Source organism: Pseudomonas sp. WS 5078, from assembly GCF_012985745.1.
GTDB lineage: Bacteria > Pseudomonadota > Gammaproteobacteria > Pseudomonadales > Pseudomonadaceae > Aquipseudomonas > Aquipseudomonas lundensis_A.
Genome location: NZ_JAAQWX010000007.1, coordinates 229,507 through 248,368, shown reverse-complemented (window position 1 = coordinate 248,368; position 18,862 = coordinate 229,507). Strand labels below are relative to the sequence as shown.

General features: G+C 56.0%; 20 protein-coding genes and 1 pseudogene. 13 read left to right on the top strand and 8 right to left on the bottom strand.

What is annotated here, in order from left to right:
- From HBN68_RS21990 to HBN68_RS12310, 3 genes and pseudogenes are all read left to right on the top strand, one after another.
- Positions 1-127: pseudogene (locus HBN68_RS21990) on the top strand (ribonucleotide-diphosphate reductase subunit beta); the annotation flags it as partial.
- Between the two features lie 248 nt (positions 128-375).
- Positions 376-693, top strand: a complete 318-nt coding sequence (locus tag HBN68_RS12315) for a helix-turn-helix transcriptional regulator (protein WP_094994262.1) — start codon at positions 376-378, stop codon at positions 691-693.
- Positions 694-1,108: 415 nt separating this feature from the next.
- Positions 1,109-2,185 (top strand): diguanylate cyclase, encoded by a 1,077-nt coding sequence (locus tag HBN68_RS12310; protein WP_169964266.1) that lies wholly within the window; start codon positions 1,109-1,111, stop codon positions 2,183-2,185.
- A 17-nt stretch (positions 2,186-2,202) separates the two neighbouring features.
- Here the strand turns inward: HBN68_RS12310 and HBN68_RS12305 are convergent, their stop codons facing one another.
- Complete coding sequence (locus tag HBN68_RS12305) at positions 2,203-2,529, bottom strand: DUF2025 family protein (RefSeq protein ID WP_094994260.1); 327 nt, start codon at positions 2,527-2,529, stop codon at positions 2,203-2,205.
- A gap of 233 nt (positions 2,530-2,762) precedes the next feature.
- Here HBN68_RS12305 and HBN68_RS12300 point away from each other — a divergent pair, with 233 nt between their 5' ends.
- The 6 genes from HBN68_RS12300 to alaC all read left to right on the top strand — a co-directional run bounded on the left by HBN68_RS12300 (position 2,763) and on the right by alaC (position 8,598).
- Complete coding sequence (locus HBN68_RS12300; protein WP_169964264.1) at positions 2,763-3,890, top strand: glycerophosphodiester phosphodiesterase family protein; 1,128 nt, start codon at positions 2,763-2,765, stop codon at positions 3,888-3,890.
- Positions 3,891-3,994: 104 nt separating this feature from the next.
- The gene (locus HBN68_RS12295; RefSeq protein WP_169964262.1) at positions 3,995-4,300 is read left to right on the top strand and encodes a PepSY domain-containing protein; all 306 of its coding nucleotides are present in this window, start codon (positions 3,995-3,997) and stop codon (positions 4,298-4,300) included.
- A gap of 157 nt (positions 4,301-4,457) precedes the next feature.
- Positions 4,458-5,645: a GAF domain-containing sensor histidine kinase gene (locus HBN68_RS12290; RefSeq protein ID WP_169964260.1), complete on the top strand. Its 1,188-nt coding sequence runs from the start codon at positions 4,458-4,460 to the stop codon at positions 5,643-5,645.
- Positions 5,646-5,794: 149 nt separating this feature from the next.
- Entirely contained in the window at positions 5,795-6,586 is a 792-nt protein-coding gene (mddA, locus tag HBN68_RS12285) for a methanethiol S-methyltransferase (RefSeq protein ID WP_169964257.1), read from the top strand.
- Between the two features lie 115 nt (positions 6,587-6,701).
- On the top strand, positions 6,702-7,211 hold the full coding sequence (locus HBN68_RS12280; protein WP_094994255.1) for a GNAT family N-acetyltransferase: 510 nt from the start codon (positions 6,702-6,704) through the stop codon (positions 7,209-7,211).
- Between the two features lie 178 nt (positions 7,212-7,389).
- Positions 7,390-8,598, top strand: a complete 1,209-nt coding sequence (alaC, locus tag HBN68_RS12275; RefSeq protein WP_169964255.1) for an alanine transaminase — start codon at positions 7,390-7,392, stop codon at positions 8,596-8,598.
- Positions 8,599-8,644: 46 nt separating this feature from the next.
- Here the strand turns inward: alaC and HBN68_RS12270 are convergent, their stop codons facing one another.
- Positions 8,645-9,997, bottom strand: coding sequence for a GntP family permease (locus HBN68_RS12270; protein ID WP_094994253.1), 1,353 nt, complete (start codon positions 9,995-9,997; stop codon positions 8,645-8,647).
- Between the two features lie 85 nt (positions 9,998-10,082).
- Positions 10,083-10,616, bottom strand: coding sequence for a gluconokinase (locus HBN68_RS12265; protein WP_169964253.1), 534 nt, complete (start codon positions 10,614-10,616; stop codon positions 10,083-10,085).
- Positions 10,617-10,842: 226 nt separating this feature from the next.
- Between HBN68_RS12265 and HBN68_RS12260 the strand changes: the two genes are divergently transcribed.
- Positions 10,843-11,874, top strand: coding sequence for a LacI family DNA-binding transcriptional regulator (locus HBN68_RS12260; RefSeq protein WP_094994251.1), 1,032 nt, complete (start codon positions 10,843-10,845; stop codon positions 11,872-11,874).
- A 153-nt stretch (positions 11,875-12,027) separates the two neighbouring features.
- Positions 12,028-12,492: a hypothetical protein gene (locus HBN68_RS12255; protein WP_169964251.1), complete on the top strand. Its 465-nt coding sequence runs from the start codon at positions 12,028-12,030 to the stop codon at positions 12,490-12,492.
- Positions 12,493-12,574: 82 nt separating this feature from the next.
- Here HBN68_RS12255 and HBN68_RS22385 read toward each other — a convergent pair whose 3' ends face one another.
- The gene (locus tag HBN68_RS22385) at positions 12,575-13,894 is read right to left on the bottom strand and encodes a PAS domain-containing methyl-accepting chemotaxis protein (protein WP_169964249.1); all 1,320 of its coding nucleotides are present in this window, start codon (positions 13,892-13,894) and stop codon (positions 12,575-12,577) included.
- A 293-nt stretch (positions 13,895-14,187) separates the two neighbouring features.
- Here HBN68_RS22385 and HBN68_RS12245 point away from each other — a divergent pair, with 293 nt between their 5' ends.
- Complete coding sequence (locus HBN68_RS12245; protein WP_094994248.1) at positions 14,188-14,598, top strand: GNAT family N-acetyltransferase; 411 nt, start codon at positions 14,188-14,190, stop codon at positions 14,596-14,598.
- A 42-nt stretch (positions 14,599-14,640) separates the two neighbouring features.
- Here the strand turns inward: HBN68_RS12245 and def are convergent, their stop codons facing one another.
- The 3 genes from def to HBN68_RS12230 form a co-directional block, all read right to left on the bottom strand.
- Entirely contained in the window at positions 14,641-15,180 is a 540-nt protein-coding gene (gene def / locus HBN68_RS12240) for a peptide deformylase (RefSeq protein WP_169964247.1), read from the bottom strand.
- Between the two features lie 2 nt (positions 15,181-15,182).
- The gene (locus HBN68_RS12235) at positions 15,183-16,136 is read right to left on the bottom strand and encodes a YihY/virulence factor BrkB family protein (protein ID WP_094994246.1); all 954 of its coding nucleotides are present in this window, start codon (positions 16,134-16,136) and stop codon (positions 15,183-15,185) included.
- 193 nt (positions 16,137-16,329) lie between these two features.
- Complete coding sequence (locus HBN68_RS12230; RefSeq protein WP_047277023.1) at positions 16,330-16,521, bottom strand: CsbD family protein; 192 nt, start codon at positions 16,519-16,521, stop codon at positions 16,330-16,332.
- A 200-nt stretch (positions 16,522-16,721) separates the two neighbouring features.
- Between HBN68_RS12230 and HBN68_RS12225 the strand changes: the two genes are divergently transcribed.
- Positions 16,722-17,102 carry a hypothetical protein gene (locus tag HBN68_RS12225; RefSeq protein ID WP_094994245.1) on the top strand — a complete coding sequence of 127 codons (381 nt, stop codon included), beginning with the start codon at positions 16,722-16,724 and terminating at the stop codon, positions 17,100-17,102.
- A gap of 55 nt (positions 17,103-17,157) precedes the next feature.
- Here HBN68_RS12225 and fadD1 read toward each other — a convergent pair whose 3' ends face one another.
- On the bottom strand, positions 17,158-18,849 hold the full coding sequence (fadD1, locus tag HBN68_RS12220; RefSeq protein ID WP_094994244.1) for a long-chain-fatty-acid--CoA ligase FadD1: 1,692 nt from the start codon (positions 18,847-18,849) through the stop codon (positions 17,158-17,160).
- Between the last annotated feature and the right edge of the window lie 13 nt (positions 18,850-18,862).

Genomic DNA, 18,862 nt, shown 5'->3' with positions numbered 1-18,862 from the left:
AGAGTACCCGGGCACCACTAACCCGTTCCCGTGGATGAGCGAAATCATGGACTTGAAGAAAGAGAAAAACTTCTTCGAGACTCGCGTGATCGAGTACCAAACGGGCGGCGCACTGAGCTGGGACTGATTCCAGACGTGACAAAACGCTGACTATAAAGGCTGCCCAAGGGCAGCCTTTTTTATGGCCAGGGAATAAGCAACGGGCTATATCGAATTTCTCGACAGATCAGGTCTGTTGCAGACCGGCTCAAATCAAGGGTTAAGCACACTGCGGCTCCGCAGGAACAGATCAAAAAAATGGATTTGTTCAACTTTTGAAATAACTGTATAAAAACACAGTGTTTTCAAACCTAGACTCAGCCCCGGAGAATCCCCATGTCGAACTCAGCGATGCGCACTACGTTTGAGCGAATCGTCCTCAACCAATTCACCCCGTTGCACTGCGCTCAGGCACGCGAAATGCTGGGCTGGAGCTTTGAACGACTGAGCGAAGCGTCCCGAGTTTCGGTAGCGGCCATTAAGCGTTTTGAGTCCGGGGAGCCCGTTCGTGACGTAACCCTGCTGGCCCTGGCTCACCGCCTTGAGGCTGAAGGCCTGGTGTTCTTTCCGGGGTTCGCTCCAGGCAGAGGCGAGAACATTCGCGGCACGACGCCGGACCCGATGGGTCGCAGCGATTACGCAATGATCGAGTAAACACCGGCGGTGTAGATTCAACGCCACGCCAGCCGTCACCCGGCGGGCAGATGCATCCGAGCAAAGGCGTCGTGCCGGCCATGGAAGGCCAGATCCAACGTGGTGGGGTCAGTTGCCAATGACGGCGCCCGGAAACATCTCGGTTGTACCCGTAAAAGGCCTGGCACCTCCGGCATGCAACGGCCCACCTCAATCGACCAAAACAGATCAAAAGGCTCGCGCTGACCCCGATTGCCGCCCCATCGCTGTTTGCTGAGCCCTGCGTCAACATACCGCCACACGGTCAGATTAAATGAGGTCCTTGAGAAACGTTCAGCAGCTACGCTTGAACACAGTTGATCTTAAGTGCATAAAGCACGCGCGGCCTCTATCAAACCCAATTCACGTTGAACGACCTTTTTCTGTAGACCACGCCATGGACCATAAAAGAGGCAAAGGCCTGTCATTCGCCAAACGCATCTACGTGCCACGCATCGTAGGGTTGGGCATTGGCTGTTTCAGCGTGATGGCGACTCTCTATCCACTCGACAGGCCTGCCTGGGTATGGGTATTGCTGCTGTTCAACGGGTTCATATGGCCACACTTGGCCCTGCTGCTCTCGACACGTTCGGCGTATCCGTTTCAGGCCGAGCGCCGCAACATGTTGATCGACTCACTGTGGGGCGGGTTTTGGGCGGCGAGTATGCAGTTCAATCCATTGCCCACGGTTACCATCCTGTCAATGATGACCATGAATAACGTCGCAGCGGGTGGCCAAAAAATGCTGCTTCGTGGCGCGATAGCCCAACTGAGCGGCGTACTGATTTCTTGGTCGTTATTGGGCGCGGCGTTTAACACGACCATCACGCCCCTGCAGATCTACGCCTGCTTGCCCATGCTGACGCTCTACCCGTTCGCGGTGGGCATGGTCTGTTATCGGCTGGCCATCAAGCTGGCCGAACACAAGCGCACCCTCAGTGCACTCAGCCGTACCGACAGCCTGACTGGACTTTTAAACCACGGCTCCTGGAAAGACCTTCTAAAGCTCAGCTTTGAGCAGTGTCGGCAAAATAACGCACGTGCGACGCTGGCCTTGATTGATATCGACCATTTCAAGGGCATCAATGACACCTACGGGCATATCGTCGGCGACAGCGTACTGCGCCAGTTCAGTAAGCAATTGAAGGACAACTTGAGGGCTGAGGACTTGGCGGGGCGTTACGGCGGGGACGAGTTTTGCGTCATTCTCCCCGACCGCAACCTGGAGCAGGCGCAAGACATTATGGAGCGGCTGCGACAGGTCTTCTGCAATGACCTGCATAACAATGACCCGGCGTTGCGCGTCAGCTTGAGCATCGGGCTGGCGTCATACCGCGCCGAATTCAACGATGCCTCCCTATGGCTTGGCGAAGCCGACAAAGCGCTGTATATCGCCAAAAATACCGGCCGCAACAAAATCAGCATTGCTGCGGCCGATGTGTTTCCGGAACCCGCATTGCGCAACCCCGGATAAACACGCGCCCCGCCAACCTAAGGGGTAACGCAACGTCGTACGGCACTGATTTCAGGAACATCCTGCCTGCGCATGTACACACGCAACGGCTCGGTGATGTTCAGCCGATCATCGATATTTTGATCCAGCAGCAACTGAACCAGCTCGCGCTTGAGTGTCATGGTGTCGGCATTGCCGGCTTGCCATACAAATTCGCTGGTGGGGGTGATGTTGTCGTCAGCAACGTCCATCCCGAAGGAATCTTCACTAAAACGGACAATGTACTGCCCTGTCTTACGATTGAAACCAACGAAGCCGTTAAGTTGATCGGCGGCTTGGCAGATCAGTTCTGAAGTGATGCGCATGGTAAACCTCACTTATGAGCACTAAAAGCTCTAGGACGATGGTTTACACGCAAGGATAAAGGCTTGCTCCCTCTGCTGGGGACGCTGCTGCGCGCCAGAATACTGCAGAACACACCTTTAAAGCGCTGCAAATTGAACCTCACGTACATTTATATCGGGTTCTCGATAGCCCTCACGGCTGTCAGTTGTTAAAAAGACGCCCTTAATTTTACTGACCGAAAGGAACTCACCCCATGCCGGATATGTTTGGCAAAAGCGCCCTGCTCCTCAGCCTGCTGCTGGGCATGAGCGGCGCAAACGCCGCCAGCCCGTCTGACACTGCTCAAGCGGAGCTGGCCAAGGCTCAGGGCATCCCGCGTCCGGCAGTTATTGCCCATCGTGGCGCCTCATTCGACGCTCCTGAGTCAACGGCCGCGGCGTATACCGTTGCCCGCGACCTGGGTGCCGATTACCTGGAAATGGATGTACAGCGCAGTAAAGACGGTGTGTTGTTTGCTTTGCATGACAACAGCCTGTTGCGTACCACCGACGTCGCTAAAAAATTCCCGGACCGCAAGGACAGCCCTGCCAACGCCTTCACCATGGCCGAGCTAAAAACCCTGGATGCGGGCAGTTGGTTCAACGCAGCCTATCCTGAGCGCGCTCGAGCGTCTTATAAGGGGCTGCAAATCCTTACCTTGGATGAAATCATCGACATCGCCGAGGCCAACCCGCAGCACAAACCCGGCCTGTACATCGAAACCAAGGAGCCCAAGCAGTTCCCGGGCCTTGAACATGACCTTAAAAATGCCCTGAGCAAGCGCGGCTGGCTGCAACCTGTCACCACGCTCAGCGGCGAACCTCAAACGGGTCAGGGCAAAGGCCGCGTGATCCTGCAAACGTTTGAAAAAAGCAGCCTTGAACTGCTGCAAAAAGAAATGCCCGACACCCCGAAAATATTGCTGCTGTGGGTGGGTGAAGGCGCAATGGCGCCCAACTCCGAGGTGAGTTTTGCTGATTCGGGCGAGAAAGATAAAGCGGCCTACTACGCCAAACTGCAACCCAAAGATAAAGCCGAGTTCATACACTGGCTGGACGTTGCCAAAGCCCACGGCGCCATTGGAACAGGGCCGTCGGCAGCGCTGGTGGCCGGTGGCGATCAGAGCTACTTTGACCTCGTGCAGCCTTGGATGAACAAGGCGACGCACGACAAAGGCATGTTGGTGCATGTGTACACCCTCGATGAACCCACCGACTTCAACAATGTCATGCAGGCAGGCGTAGACGGCATCTTTACCAACCGCGCCTCTGCGCTGCTGAAGTTCTATCAACGCCCCGCCCCCTTCACGGTCAATCAATTGTTGGAAAAGAACGGTTACTGATTGATGTGTCGCCTTCATCAGCCTCAGGGCAAAAATTAAGGGTGAGTTAAGTTGCGGCGTTTAATCTGGTCCCACTTAAACAGCTCACCCAAGAGGGATTAAACATGAAAGCACTTAACGTACTGTTTGCTACGGCCGCCCTGACACTGACTGCGGGCCTGGCTCAAGCCGATGTTCGTCCGGACCTTATTCCCGAGATGCTCAAAAAGGGTGACATCAGCTCTTTTGAGAAGCTCAATGCCAAAGCACTGGAGCTGCATCCGGACGCTACTATTGTTGATACTGAACTTGATAAGACATACGGCAAATTTGTGTACGAAGTTGAAATGCGCGACGCCAAAGGCATTAAGTGGGATGTAGAGCTGGACGCAAAAACAGTTGACGTATTGAAGAACAAACAAGACACCTGAGTTGTAGCGTTAATAAACAGCCGCGCCCTTTCATTAAGAGGCGCGGCTTTTTTATGTCCTCGGCAACGCTATTTAATAAAAAACCTACTCTGTTGTAGCGCATAAGCGAGTACTCGCTAAAATTGCCTCTACCCCCGCTCAACCGAGACCCCGATCCATGGTGCAAGGCGTAGATACTGACATCGCAACGATCAATCGCATCAGTGCGGTCCCGGCCATGTTGCAAGTCATCAGTGAAATGACCGGCATGCGATTCGCGGCCATCGCCCGCGTGACATCCACTCGCTGGACGGCCTGTGCCGTGCTCGACAAGCTCGGTTTCGGGTTAGAAACCGGCGGCGAACTGGATTTGACCACCACCTTGTGCTTCGAAAGCATGGGATCGCATCAGCCGATCATCATCGACCACGTCAGCCTCGACCCGCACTATTGCGACCACCAAACACCCAAAATGTATCGCTTCGAAAGTTACATCACGATTCCGGTGTTCCGCACCGATGGCAGCTTTTTCGGCACAATTTGCGCACTGGATCCGGAGCCCGCGCAACTCAAAAGCAGCACGATCCAGGCCACCATGGAGTCGTTCGCGCGACTGATTTCGTTGCAAATGGACGCCGAAGAAAACCAGCAGCGCACCGAATCCGCCTTGCTACTGAAGCGTGAAACCGCCGAATTGCGCGAACAATTTATTGCCGTGCTGGGCCATGACTTGCGTAACCCATTGTTCGCCATTACCACTGCCGCCGAACGACTCTTACGTAAATACCCCAACCCGGTATCCGATCACCTGGTGCAGCATATTCTGACCAGTGGCCGCCGCGCTGCACGCCTGGTTGAAGACGTACTGGACTTCGCCCGGGGTCGCCTGGGGGCAGGCATCCCGCTCATGCTGCACGAGTCTGCCGACCTCAATGACGTCTTCACGCATGTGATCTCGGAAGTCCAGAGTGTGCACCCACAACGCCTGATTCAGGCTGACATCGGCTCTATTGATGGCGTGTATTGTGACAGCGGACGCCTGTCGCAATTGCTCTCCAATCTGCTGTCCAATGCCATCCACCATGGCGCAACGGATGGCGTGGTGGAAGTACAGGCGCAGGTACATGAAAACGTGTTTACCCTGACCGTGACCAATCAGGGCAATCCCATTGCACCTCACGTACAAGCGCAATTGTTTCAGCCCTACTCACGCCCTGCCAACCACACCCCGCAAGCCGGCCTCGGGCTGGGACTGTACATTGCCAGCCAGATTGCCCAATCCCACGGCGGCCGCCTAGAAGTCGATTCAAGTGCGGCACATGGCACTGTGTTTTCCTTCCATTTGCCCTTGCGGGCCAAACAGTGAGTGCTCAGGCATCACTGCATTTGAAGGGCTGAACCTAGACGAGACCTCTTTTCGACACGACCAGCGGCACGTCGGGGTGTCTACGTTGGGCTATGGTTGACACACTTATCGCGCTAATAGCGATACGCCATGCTCGAAAGGAGTCGATCATGCATAGCCACACTCGCCTCAAACCTTCCCTCCTCACACTGGCCGGTCGACTGTCCGGTTTGGCATACAGCCTGGTCAGCTACGTATTTTTCCTTCTTGTCTTTATTTACCTCATGGGATTTATTGCCACGATCGGGGTGCCTAAAGGCATCGATACCGGCGTCAGCGCACTGAGCTGGCCGTGGGCGATCGCGATGGATGTGCTGCTGATCACGTTGTTTGCGGTACAACACAGCGGCATGGCGCGCAACAGATTCAAGACCTGGTGGCTCAGGTATGTACCTGCGCCAATCGAGCGGGCGACTTACGTCCTGTTCACCAGCCTTGTGTTGGCGCTGATGTACTGGCTATGGCAACCCGTCAGCATCACGGTCTGGGACATTCAGTCACCGCTCGCCACGCTCCTGCTCACGGGCGCTTACTGGTTGGGCTGGATCGTCGTGCTAGTCGCCACTTTCCTGATCAGTCACTTTGAATTGTTCGGTATCAAACAAGCACTCGACAGCGTCAAACAATCCCCGCCGTCCGACGTGTCTTTCAAAACGCCGCTGCTTTACAAACTGGTGCGGCACCCCATGTATTTCGGGTTACTGCTGGCCTTTTGGGCCACACCGCACATGAGCGTAGGCCGATTGGTCTTCGCCGTGACCTGTACGCTGTACATCGTCATCGGCACCCGTCTTGAGGAAAAGGACCTGGTGGCGTTGTTCGGTGACCATTACCGGCGCTACCAACAACGCATCGGCATGCTGATCCCGTTTGCAGGACGCAAAAAATCTCACGATCACTGAACACACAAAAACCTGTATTTGCAGCAGGGATCAGTAGACACTGGCGCACTGTTTTAACGCTCTCAGGGCAGATGTTGCCTGTGAGCCATCCCAGCGCGCCACGACAGACCTCACCATGCTCAACCGCTTGTGCACGTACGAAGACCTGTCGGCAGACCAACGCCTGCAACTGCTCAAGATTCAGGTTCACCCGGAGCAACTACCTTTCTGCGGCGACATTGAATGCGCCCTGTACTCCCTTCCGGCGTCGCCGCATGCCGCAATCAAGGGGTTTGTGCTACTCGCTGATGAAAGCCCGGTGGCGTTTTTGCTGCTCAAGCGGACCCCGTTCCTGGCGCACTGGGCCGCACCGCAGAGCGCCACCCTGCATGCATTTCAGGTCGACAAACGTTTTCAGGGCCAAGGGCTCGGCAAGACCTGTCTCCACCTGCTTGCACAGCAACTCCCTCAGCACTGGCCCGAGATCACTCACATAATGCTCTCGGTCAGCCCGTCCAACACGACGGCCATAAACCTTTACAAACGCCAGGGGTGGATTGAGGGTGGCGAGGCGTACCAAGGCGAGCGGCGCTTGATACGCGCGCTGCAAAACACCGGACTGACTCGACCAACTCACGTGAAGTGAGCAAAGCACTTCGCGGTCAGCTAAGAGAACCCATACAGAATCAACCCGTTTTTGGCCAAAAACACCCGCTCACTGTATCTAGACAAAGTGCCAGCATCGCCCTTATTGTTTCGCCCTGACCACCGCAGTGGTCAACGTCGCTCGGACGGTTCCGGGCGCTTACGTATCAGAGGCCAACATGGCAGACCAAGGTTCGCCGCGCCGCTTTGCGCGCATCGATCGACTCCCCCCGTACGTGTTCAACATCACCGCAGAGCTGAAAATGGCTGCGCGGCGCCGTGGCGAAGACATTATCGACTTCAGCATGGGCAACCCCGACGGTCCGACACCACCGCATATCGTTGAAAAACTCTGCACGGTGGCACAACGCGAAGACACCCACGGCTACTCCACTTCACGCGGTATCCCGCGCCTGCGTCGGGCTATATCCCGCTGGTACGCCGACCGCTATAACGTTGAAATAGACCCCGAAGAAGAAGCCATTGTTACCATCGGCTCGAAAGAAGGCCTCGCCCATTTGATGCTGGCCACGCTGGATCAGGGCGACACTGTGCTCGTGCCAAACCCCAGCTATCCGATCCACATCTACGGTGCAGTGATTGCTGGCGCTCAAGTACGGTCAGTGCCTTTGATACCCGGCGTAGACTTTTTTGCCGAGCTGGAAAAAGCCATCCGCGGATCAATTCCCAAACCAAAAATGATGATTCTGGGGTTCCCGTCCAACCCCACCGCGCAGTGCGTTGAACTGGACTTCTTCGAGCGCGTGGTTGCGCTGGCCAAACAATATGATGTGCTGGTAGTGCACGACCTGGCCTACGCCGACATCGTGTACGACGGCTGGAAAGCCCCGTCCATCATGCAAGTGCCGGGGGCAAAAGACATCGCCGTGGAATTTTTCACCCTGTCAAAAAGCTACAACATGGCAGGTTGGCGCATCGGCTTCATGGTGGGTAATCCCGAGTTGGTCAGCGCGCTGGCGCGCATCAAGAGCTACCACGACTACGGCACCTTCACACCGTTGCAAGTCGCCGCCATTGCCGCCCTGGAAGGCGATCAACAATGCGTAAAAGACATTGCCGAGCAGTATCGCCAGCGCCGTAATGTGCTGGTAAAAGGGCTGCATGAGCTGGGCTGGATGGTGGAAAACCCGAAAGCGTCCATGTATGTATGGGCAAAGATCCCTGAGGCCTACGCGCAGATGGGATCGCTGGAGTTTGCCAAGAAACTGCTGGCGGACGCCAAAGTCTGCGTCTCACCGGGTGTAGGGTTTGGTGAATATGGCGATGACCATGTGCGTTTTGCACTGATCGAAAATCAGGACCGAATCCGTCAGGCTGTGCGCGGTATTCGCGCTATGTTCCGTGCAGATGGCGTGAGCGCCAGCTGAAATAACCTGCCGGAGCGAACGCGTTCGCTCCGGCAGGGCCGGGGCTTCAGACCACCAGCGACAGCAGCAGAATGAAGATCAAACCGACGACCGACAGAATGGTTTCCATCGCGGTCCAGGTTTTGAATGTTTCAGCCACGGTCATGTTGAAGTACTGCTTGACCAGCCAGAACCCCGCATCGTTTACATGGGACAGGATCAACGAACCTGCACCCGTGGCCAGCACCAACAATTCGCGGTTCACGCCCGGGATCAAGTCCACCACTGGCAGCACAATGCCTGCCCCGGTAATGGTTGCAACGGTCGCAGAACCTGTCGCGATCCGAATCACCGCCGCCACCAGCCACGCCAGAAGAATCGGTGATATTTGCGCATTCACCGCCATGTGACCGATCACATCGCCCACACCGCTGGCCACCAGCATTTGCTTGAAACCACCGCCGGCACCAATGATCAAAATGATGGCCGCAGTCGGCGCCAGGCTTGCGTCCAGCAATTTGAGAATGCGCTTGGAGTCGATGCCCTGACGCGCTCCAAAGGTGTACAGCGACAGCAGCAGTGCCAGCAACAACGCAGTGATCGGGTGACCGATCATGTCCATCCAGCCCCGGAAAAAGTTGCCGTCAGGCAGTGCCACGTCGGCAAATGTCTTGAGCAACATCAAGAACACCGGCAATAGCACGGTGGTCAGGGTGATGCCGAAACTCGGCAAGCTACTGGACTCAGGCTCGCTGGCCAGTTGATCCACCAGTTCCTGCGACGGGTTGCCGGGAATGTATTTCGAGATAAAAGTGCCGTAAATCGGCCCCGCGATGATGGCCGTTGGCAAAGCCACGATCAGGCCATAAAGGATGGTCTTGCCGATGTCCGCGCCGAACACGCCAATGGCCAGCAGCGGCCCCGGATGCGGTGGCACCAGGCCATGCACGGCCGACAAACCGGCCAGCAACGGAATGCCGATTTTGATCAGCGACACCCCTGTGCGACGCGCCACGATAAACACCAACGGGATCAGCAGAACAAAACCGATCTCGAAGAACAGCGGAATGCCCACCAGAAACGCCGCGAACATCATCGCCCACTGCACACGCTCTTTACCGAACGCACGAATCAGGGTGCGGGCGATTTGATCGGCCCCGCCGGAGTCAGCCATCATTTTGCCGAGCATGGTGCCAAGCGCGAGGATGATGCCCACAAAGCCCAGCACGCCACCAAAACCGTCCTGGAAGGATTTGATGATCTTGTCTGTCGGCATGCCCGAGGTCAGGCCGAGAAACGCCGATGCAATGATCAAGGCGATAAACGGGTGCAACTTGAACCGGGTGATCAACACGATCAGCCCGATGATGGTAATGACCGCGTCAAGCAGTAGAAAGGTGTTCTGGGACATGCCTAGCATGGGGCGTCTCCTGGCTTGTTTTTGTTATCTGGCGCGGATGTGCAACCGGGGCTGATGCGGATAGCGCTGTCTTTTTTAAGCGAAATCATGGGGTTGTCTGCAACGAATGTTCACGCCACCAATCGCGGGCTTTGGTCGCCAGCTCATCAATGTCATGGGTGCCAGCGTTAAGCGTTAACACCAACGGTTCATTGACCGGCGATTCAAGGGTCGCGAACTGGCTGTCAATCAGGGTTTTTGGCATGAAATGCCCTGGGCGATGAGCCACCCGGTCGGCGGCCACTTCGGGCGTCAGCTCAAGAAACACAAACCCCAAGCCGTCGACTGCGCTGCGCAGACACTCGCGATAACGCAACTTCAGCGCCGAACAGGTCAATACCGGGCGCTGGCCCCGTTCAATCGCACGCTGCAACTCGTTTGCCAGGCTGGCAAGCCATCCGGCACGGTCGTCATCGGTCAGGGGAATACCGGCACTCATCTTGGCAATATTGGCCGCGGGGTGGAACGCGTCACCCTCAATCGGGGTCGCGCCATTGAGCTGGCACAACGCCTGGCTCACGCTGGATTTGCCGCAGCCAGCGACACCCATAATGACCAGGGCAGTGATAGGTTGACTCATGAAACACCTCAGTCCGTAGACAGCGCTGTCTTTGTCCGTGCGTTCAATAGTTGAAAGCAAAGCACAAAGCCGGGGCTACCGACGTCTATTTCTCATTTTTGTGGGGAGACGCGGTGACGCTCTCGACATACAAAGCTGGGGTAACCGGAGTGCCGACAATCAGGCAATTGCGGGCATCCGTGGACAGCGCTACCTTAGTGGCTTGTTTTTTGTTTGGCAAGCCGCGATGACCTCCGTCAAAAACGATAAAAATACCCGCACAACGGGCCGCCCGACCCTCAATGAAGTCGCCCGACTGGCAGGCGTCAGCCCCATTACAGCCTCGCGCGCGCTGCGCGGCATCAGCAGTGTGGCCACCGAACTGGCCGAAAAAGTGCGCCAGGCCGCTGCCGATCTGAACTACGTGGTCAATCCCGCCGCCCGCGCCTTGGCCTCGGCTCAGAGCCATTCTGTAGTGGTTTTGGTGCCGTCATTGTCCAACCTGCTGTTTATCGACACCCTCGAAGCCATCCATTCGGTATTGCGACCCAAGGGCTTTGAAGTGTTGATCGGCAACTTCCATTACTCGCGTGATGAAGAAGAAGACTTGCTGCGTAACTATATGGCGTACCAGCCGCGTGGCCTGCTGCTCACCGGGTTCGATCGCTCTGAAAGTTCACGACGCATGATCGAGTCCAGCAATGTACCTTGCGTGTACATGATGGAACTGGACGCGGGCGCCGGCCTGAACTGCGTAGGGTTCTCCCAGTTGAAAGCTGGCGAGACCGCCGCGCACCATTTGATTTCCAGCGGTCGTAAACACCTGGCGTATATCGGTGCGCAACTCGACCAGCGAACCTTGCTGCGCGGTGAAGGTTATCGGCGCGCCCTGCAAACAGTCGGTCTCTACAACCCCGATCTTGAGGTGCTGACACCCCGCCCTTCATCCGTGGGTTTGGGTGGCGAATTATTCCTGCAATTGATGGCCGCGCACCCGCATGTGGATGCCATTTTCTTCGGCAATGACGACCTTGCCCACGGCGCCTTGCTGGAAGCGGCGCGCTTCGGCATCAAAATCCCTGAGCAAATCGCCATTCTGGGGTTCAACGACCTGCCCTCCTCCGAGTTTATGGTGCCGCGGCTGAGCAGCATTCGTACGCCTCGCGAAGCCATTGGCCGTCGTGCGGCGGAACAAATGCTGACCCTGATGGCGGGTAATCAGGTCGCCAATCCTGTGCAAGACATGGGATTTGAATTGATGGTGCGCGAAAGCAGTTAATCCCGATGTAGCCCCAAAGCGGCAGGCGGGCGGCAAGTTTTGTCCGCCTCGCCTTGCCATTGATGGCCAAGCCCCGCGTATTACGAGGGTTAGCGGGCCCGGCATGCTAATTGCTCGTGGAGTGACTATCTACGATTTGAACAGGGCTCACTCATGCTGATTACTGCGCAAACTACCTCGACGCTACTGAAAACTCAGCGCCCGGACCTGGACCCTGTCACTGGGGCTGCCAGCGCCCTGTACAGCGGCCAATTGCAAAACAGCCAGCCACTGACCAATATTCAGGCCACACCGACTTCAGCAGCCGGGAATGCTCAAGCTGATAACGTCAACGCCGCCTTCGCCAAAACCCGCGTGCTGTTGCAAGCCAGCGTGCCTGAAGCCGCCGCCGCCCAAGGGACCGCAGCTGAAGCGTTCAAGGAGTACATGGATAAGCCCGTGGCGCAGCGGATTCGTGAACAGTTCCTGAAGGAAATGGGCTTGACTGAGGACGACGTGAAAGCCATGCCGCCTGAGAAACAGCAGGCAATCAACGATAAAATCAGCGATTTGCTGAAACAGAAAGAGGCCGTCAAACAGGCTGAAATTGCCCTGCAGAAACAGGAAAGTCAGGTCTGACGCGACCGTCCATCCAGGTGCCGGCAGTCTGTCAGCCCGATCGCAGCTTCGCACCCGACCGTGTCAGGTGCGGCACGCTTCCTTAGTGCAACTGCAACGTGGAGTTGAACTGGCTGATGGCGTCCACCACGTGCCTGGAGCCTTGCTGAATTTCCAGAATCGCCACACCGGCCTCATTGGCCAATTCAACGCCCAGTCCTGTCCGACTCAAACTCGATTGCATGCTGTTCACGGCATTGAGGGACAGGTCATGGTTCTTGCGCACCACTTCGACAATTTCCACCGTCGCCGCACTCGTGCGCGCCGCCAGGCTTCGAACTTCATCGGCCACCACAGCAAAACCCCGTCCGTGCTCCCCGGCCCGTGCAGCTTCAATGGCTGCGTTGAGCGCCAGCAAGTTGGTTTGATCGGCAATGCCGCGAATCGTTTGCACAATCTTGCCAATGATGTCGGATTGCTTGCTCACGGCATCGATGCTTTGGGCCGCCTCGTTGAGATCCCGAGAAATGGCCTCGATGATTTGCACGGTTTGCTGAACCACTTGAGAGCCTTTTTGCGCACTCGCATCGTTTTGCACCGAGGTGGCATGGGCGGATTCCGCTGCCGTTTGCAGATTGGTCACTTGTGCGGTGATATCACTGGCGAACTTCACCACTTTGTATAAACGGCCCTTGGCATCAAAAATCGGGTTGTACGAGGCTTCCAGGAACACGGTACGGCCATATTTATCGACCCGCTCAAACCGCCGCGAGTGGACCTCGCCATGGTTGAGCGAGGCCCAAAACGCTTTGTATTGCGCAGACTCACGCTCAATGGGTGTGCAAAACATGCCATGGTGCTGGCCCACGATCTCAGCCAACGAATAATGCATGGTGTTGAGAAAGTTCTGGTTGGCATTGATCACACGGCCATCCGGCGAAAATTCAATGAGCGCCATCGAGCGGCTCAACGCGTTGACGATGCTTTCGTTCTCATGTTCGGTGTGGATACGGTCGGTGATGTCCGATGCCACCTTGATCACACTGCTGACCTGCTTGTCGGCGCCGATAATGGGCATGTAACTGGCTTCCAGCCACACCTCGCGGCCCGATTTGTCGAGCCGCAAATAGGTGCCGCTCATGGCTTCGCCATCGCCTAAGTCACGCCAGAAGCGTGCGTATTCTTCGGTTCGGGTGTAAGGCTCTTCGCAAAAGAGTCGGTGATGTTTGCCACGAAGCTCGTCGACGGGGTAACCCATAACCCGACAAAAATTGTCATTCGCATCAAGAATGGTGCCATCGGGCGCAAATTCGATAATGGCCATGGAGCGGCTGATGGCCATAACTTTGGCCTTCATTTCGCTGAGGGAACAGTTCAGGCGTTGATTTTCAAGCAGGTCGGCTTTGCGGTGTAAATCAAACATGGCTCAATCCTTGGAGATGTTGTCATTGATAATTCAAAGGTTTCAAGACACAACTAACCACCTGCGTACCTGGCTCATGACCTTAGAACCAAACGCATCTCGGGGAGTTAAGCATTGAGCATTCGGGCCCCGTGTTTAATGAGCATAGCCAGCCCACAAAGGCGTGCAAGCCAATGGCTATCAGAATGCGAAAAAACGCTCACTTCGAAAAAAGATAACAAATGGACGATGTGCACGGTGCCAGGGCTCGATGTATATACTGGCGGCCGCCTTCAGCCACCGATCAGCGCCTTATGACTGCCCTTGCTTACACCCTGCTTGATGCGCCCTTGTGGCCATTGATGAACAAGTTTTACCGCAGCCATCAGTCGTCGATGAAGGCCGTCAAAGACGCGCAATTGTGGGTGGCGCGCCATGAAGAAATCATCGCCGGTCTGTGCCTGAGGCCTGTGGCGGACGGTTTTTGGTTGACCGGCTTGTTCGTGGCGCCCGAGTCGCGCAGACAAGGCGTCGCCGCAGCGCTGATTGACCGAGCGGTAACAGCGTGCGGCGGACCTGTATGGTTGTTTTGCGAGCCCGGATTGCAGGGCTTTTATGAAGGGGTGGGTTTTTCGCTAGAAACGCGGTTGCCCGCTGCTCTGCATGAACGGCTGGTTCGTTATCAACGCAGTAAAGCGATGATCGCACTGGGTATAGGTTCATAGTCGCCGTCGAAGACAGACACGGCGACTACCGGTGTACGACGTTTATTCCAGGGTGCCAGGTTCCAGCTCGGGGAATAACACGTCGATAAAACCAAACTTACTGAAATCCCTGATCCGCGACGGATACAGGTGGCCGATCAGGTGATCGCACTCGTGCTGCACCACCCGTGCGTGGAAACCTTCAGCTTCGCGCACCACGGGTTCGCCCTTGGGCGTAAAGCCTTCATAGCGAATGCGCTGGTAACGCTCAACCGCGCCCCGTAAACCCGGCACCGACAAGCACCCCTCCCAATCCTCTTCAACAACCGGGCTCAACGGCGTAATCAGCGGGTTGATCAGAATGGTTTGCGGCACCGCTTCAGCATCCGGATACCGCTCACTGTGCTCAAACCCGAAAATCACCAATTGCAGATCTACCCCGATCTGCGGCGCAGCCAGGCCGACGCCGCCAGCATGTTCCATGGTCTGCAACATGTCATCGATCAATTGCCACAACTCGGGCGAGTCGAACATGTCATCTGGCACTGGTTTAGCCACACGTAGCAGACGTTCATCGCCCATTTTCAAAATTTCACGAATCATAGTCAGGCTTCATCAGAAGTGGAGGTAAGGGAATGGTCGCGACCAAGGCCGGAGACATGCTGCTTGGGATTGGGATCGTCCGCTTCATCAAACGTCTTCTCCCCGGGGTCCTTGCCTTCGGCGGACATGTGTTCGATCACCGCGTTCATTTCGGCGCCCAGCAACAACACCGCTGCCGAGATGTAGAAGTACAACAACAACACGATGATTGCCCCGATGCTGCCGTACATGGCGTTGTAGTCAGCGAAGGTCTTGACGTAGAAAGCAAACCCCAACGAAGCGGCGATCCACACCACCACGGCCAATACCGAGCCCGGCGTAATGAAACGAAACTTCTGCTCTACATCGGGCATCACGTAATACATCACCGCCACGGCCACCATCATCAGCAGCACAATCACCGGCCAGCGCAAGATCGTCCACAGCGTGACGACAAATTCTTCAAGACCGACCTGCCCCGCCAGCCAGCTCATCACCTGCGGGCCCAGCACCATCAAGGCAGCGGCGGCCAGTAACATGCCCGCAAGACCGATGGTGTAAAAAATCGAGAGCGGTAAACGCTTCCAGATAGGACGCCCTTCCACCACGTCGTAGGCCGCATTCATGGCGCTCATCATCAGGCGCACACCGGCCGAGGCAGTCCACAAGGCAATCACGATACCCACCGAGAGCAACCCGCCTTTGGACTGTTGCAACTGGTCGATCACCGGATTGACCTGTTCCAGCGCCTGTGGCGGCAGGACCAGTTCCGATTGCAGGCGCAGCCAACTGAAGAAGTCCGGCAGGTGCAAAAAACCGATCAACGCGATCAGAAACAGAATGAACGGGAACAATGAAAACAACATTTGATAGGCCAACGCAGAGGCGTACGTCGACATCTCATCGTCAATGAATTCCTTGACCGTACGGATCAATACTTTGCCCAACGGCAGGCCATTCAAGACCGGAAATAACATAGCGTCTCCTTTCGCCGCTCAATGAGAGGGTTTACAAGCCATACAACGACTTTAGCTGAGGGGTTTTACCTCAAAGTAGTCGAGTTGGCGACTTTGGAAACATGTCCGCGCCCAAGGTGTAAAAACGGCCATCACAGGATGGCCGTCATTTGTTTCTTCAGGCAAATCAATTGCCCACAGGATTCAGCGCCGTTCAGGCTTTGTCGACGGTCTTTTTAACCGCGTCTTTGGCCTTGCCGACCGCCTGCTGACCTTCGCCCTTCACTTCTTGGGCTTTGCCTTCTGCGCGCAGCTTGTCGTTGTCAGTGGCTTTACCAACCGTTTGTTTGACATTGCCTACTGCTTCGTTCGCCATGCCTTTGATCTTATCGCCAGTGCTGCTCATGGGATTTCTCCTAGTGAAATTTCGGATGTCATTAACTCGACAATAGGATTGACCCGAGGCTTTACAGAGGAGTTTCATTTATTTTCTGTGAGTCATTTCATCGCCCGACGCAGGTTGGGCTTTATGTTTGCCCGCGAACCCCCGAGAATGCGCGACGTATTCAGGCTCAGGCGCTGAAGATCCAGAAAGACAGGAAGGTTATGAAACTCGATAAAAAGCAGGCCATTGCCCGCAGAAACCAGGCACTTGGCGGTGCAGTGATCGGCGTCAACAACGGTCACTTCGCCTCACTCAACACCAACAAAAATATTTGGTGGTTCGACATCCCGCTGGCCCGCCTGGCCATTGGTCAGTACGAATGGGTGCACCTGCTGCTGCACACCCCAAGCACCGATGAACTGCTGCACGTGAAAGTGACAACGGCGTTTCTGCGCGAGAAGCGCGAAGGTATGGTGGTACGTGCGACCCACAAGCGCACGCCGACCATGAGCCTGGAGCTGAGCGCTGACAAGGATTCGTTTTTGCAGGACGTACGCCCGACCGGCACCGGTGTGAACTTCGCCCAGTTCTTGCAGAAGTAGCCCGCTGCAGAAACGACAAAGCCCCGCATTGCGGGGCTTTGTCGTATTCGGGCAGTTACTTTTTCAGGCCCAGCTTTTTCAGCTCTTCGTCACGTAACTCGCGACGCAGGATTTTGCCCACGTTGGTGGTAGGCAATGAGTCCCGGAACTCAACGATCTTCGGCGCCTTGTAAGCCGTCAGGTTGGCACGCATATGCGCCATGACTTGCTCCTTGGTCAGCGTCATGCCCGGCTTGACCACGATGAAAACCTTGATCAGCTCTCCGGTTTTCTCGTCAGGAATCCCGATGGCCGCCGATTGCAGCACGCCCGGCAGCGAGGCCATCACGTCTTCCAGCTCGTTCGGGTACACATTGAAACCCGAAACCAGGATCATGTCTTTCTTGCGATCGACAATGCGCATGTAGCCGTCCGGCTGAATGACCGCAATGTCACCCGACTTCAACCAGCCATCGCTGTCCATGATTTCGTCGGTTGCGTCTGGACGCTCCCAATAGCCTTTCATGACCTGCGGGCCCTTGATGCAGAGCTCGCCCACTTCGCCCAACGGCAGCTCTTCGCCCGCATCGTTGATGACTTTGCACAGGGTCGATGGCACCGGAATACCGATGGTGCCGACCTGGATGTTCTGAATAGGGTTGACCGACGCCACCGGGCTGGTTTCCGTCATGCCGTAGCCTTCGCAAATCGGGCAGCCAGTCACAGCCTTCCAGCGTTCAGCCACGGACAACTGTAAGGCCATGCCGCCGGACAACGTAACTTTGAGCGCAGAGAAATCCAGCTTGCGGAACGCTTCACTGTTGCACAGGGCCACGAACAATGTGTTCAGACCCACGAAGCCGCTGAACTTCCATTTCGACAGTTCTTTGACCATGGCCGGCAGGTCACGCGGGTTGCTGATCAGCACGTTATGGTTACCGATCAGCATCATCGCCATGCAGTGAAAGGTGAACGCATAGATGTGGTACAGCGGCAGTGGCGTGATGAGGATTTCGCAGCCCTCATTGAGGTTGGAGCCCATTAGCGCCTTGCACTGCAACATGTTGGCGATCAGGTTGCGATGGGTCAGCATCGCCCCCTTGGCCACGCCCGTGGTGCCACCGGTGTATTGCAAGACGGCCACATCGCTGCTCAGCGGGTTGGCGTCCTTGACCGGTTGGCCGTGGCCTTTGCGCAGAACATCGTTGAACTTGATGGCCGAGGGCAAGTGATAGGCCGGCACCATCTTTTTCACGTACTTGATGACGCTGTTGATCAGTACGCGCTTGAACGGTGACAGCAGGTCGGCCACTTCGGTGATCAATACGTATTTGACGGACGTTTGAGGCACGACTTTTTCGGCCAGGTGCGCCATGTTCGCCAGACACACAAGCGCCTTGGCGCCCGAGTCATTGAATTGGTGTTCCATTTCCCGCGCGGTGTACAGCGGGTTGGTGTTGACCACAATCAAGCCGGCGCGGATGGCTCCGAACACAGCGATGGGGTATTGCAGCAGGTTAGGCAATTGAACAGCGATTCGATCGCCGGGTTGCAGGTCAGTGTGCTGTTGCAAATAGGCCGCAAAGGCACCCGACAATTCGTACAGTTCACCGTAGGTGATGGTTTTGCCAAGGTTGCTGAACGCCGGTTTGTCAGCGAAGCGTTGGCAAGATTGTTTCAGTACCGTCTGGATATTTGGATATTCGTCCGGATTGATTTCGGCAGCAATCCCGGCTGGGTACTTATCCTTCCAAAAGCCTTCAAACATGGAAGCCCACTCC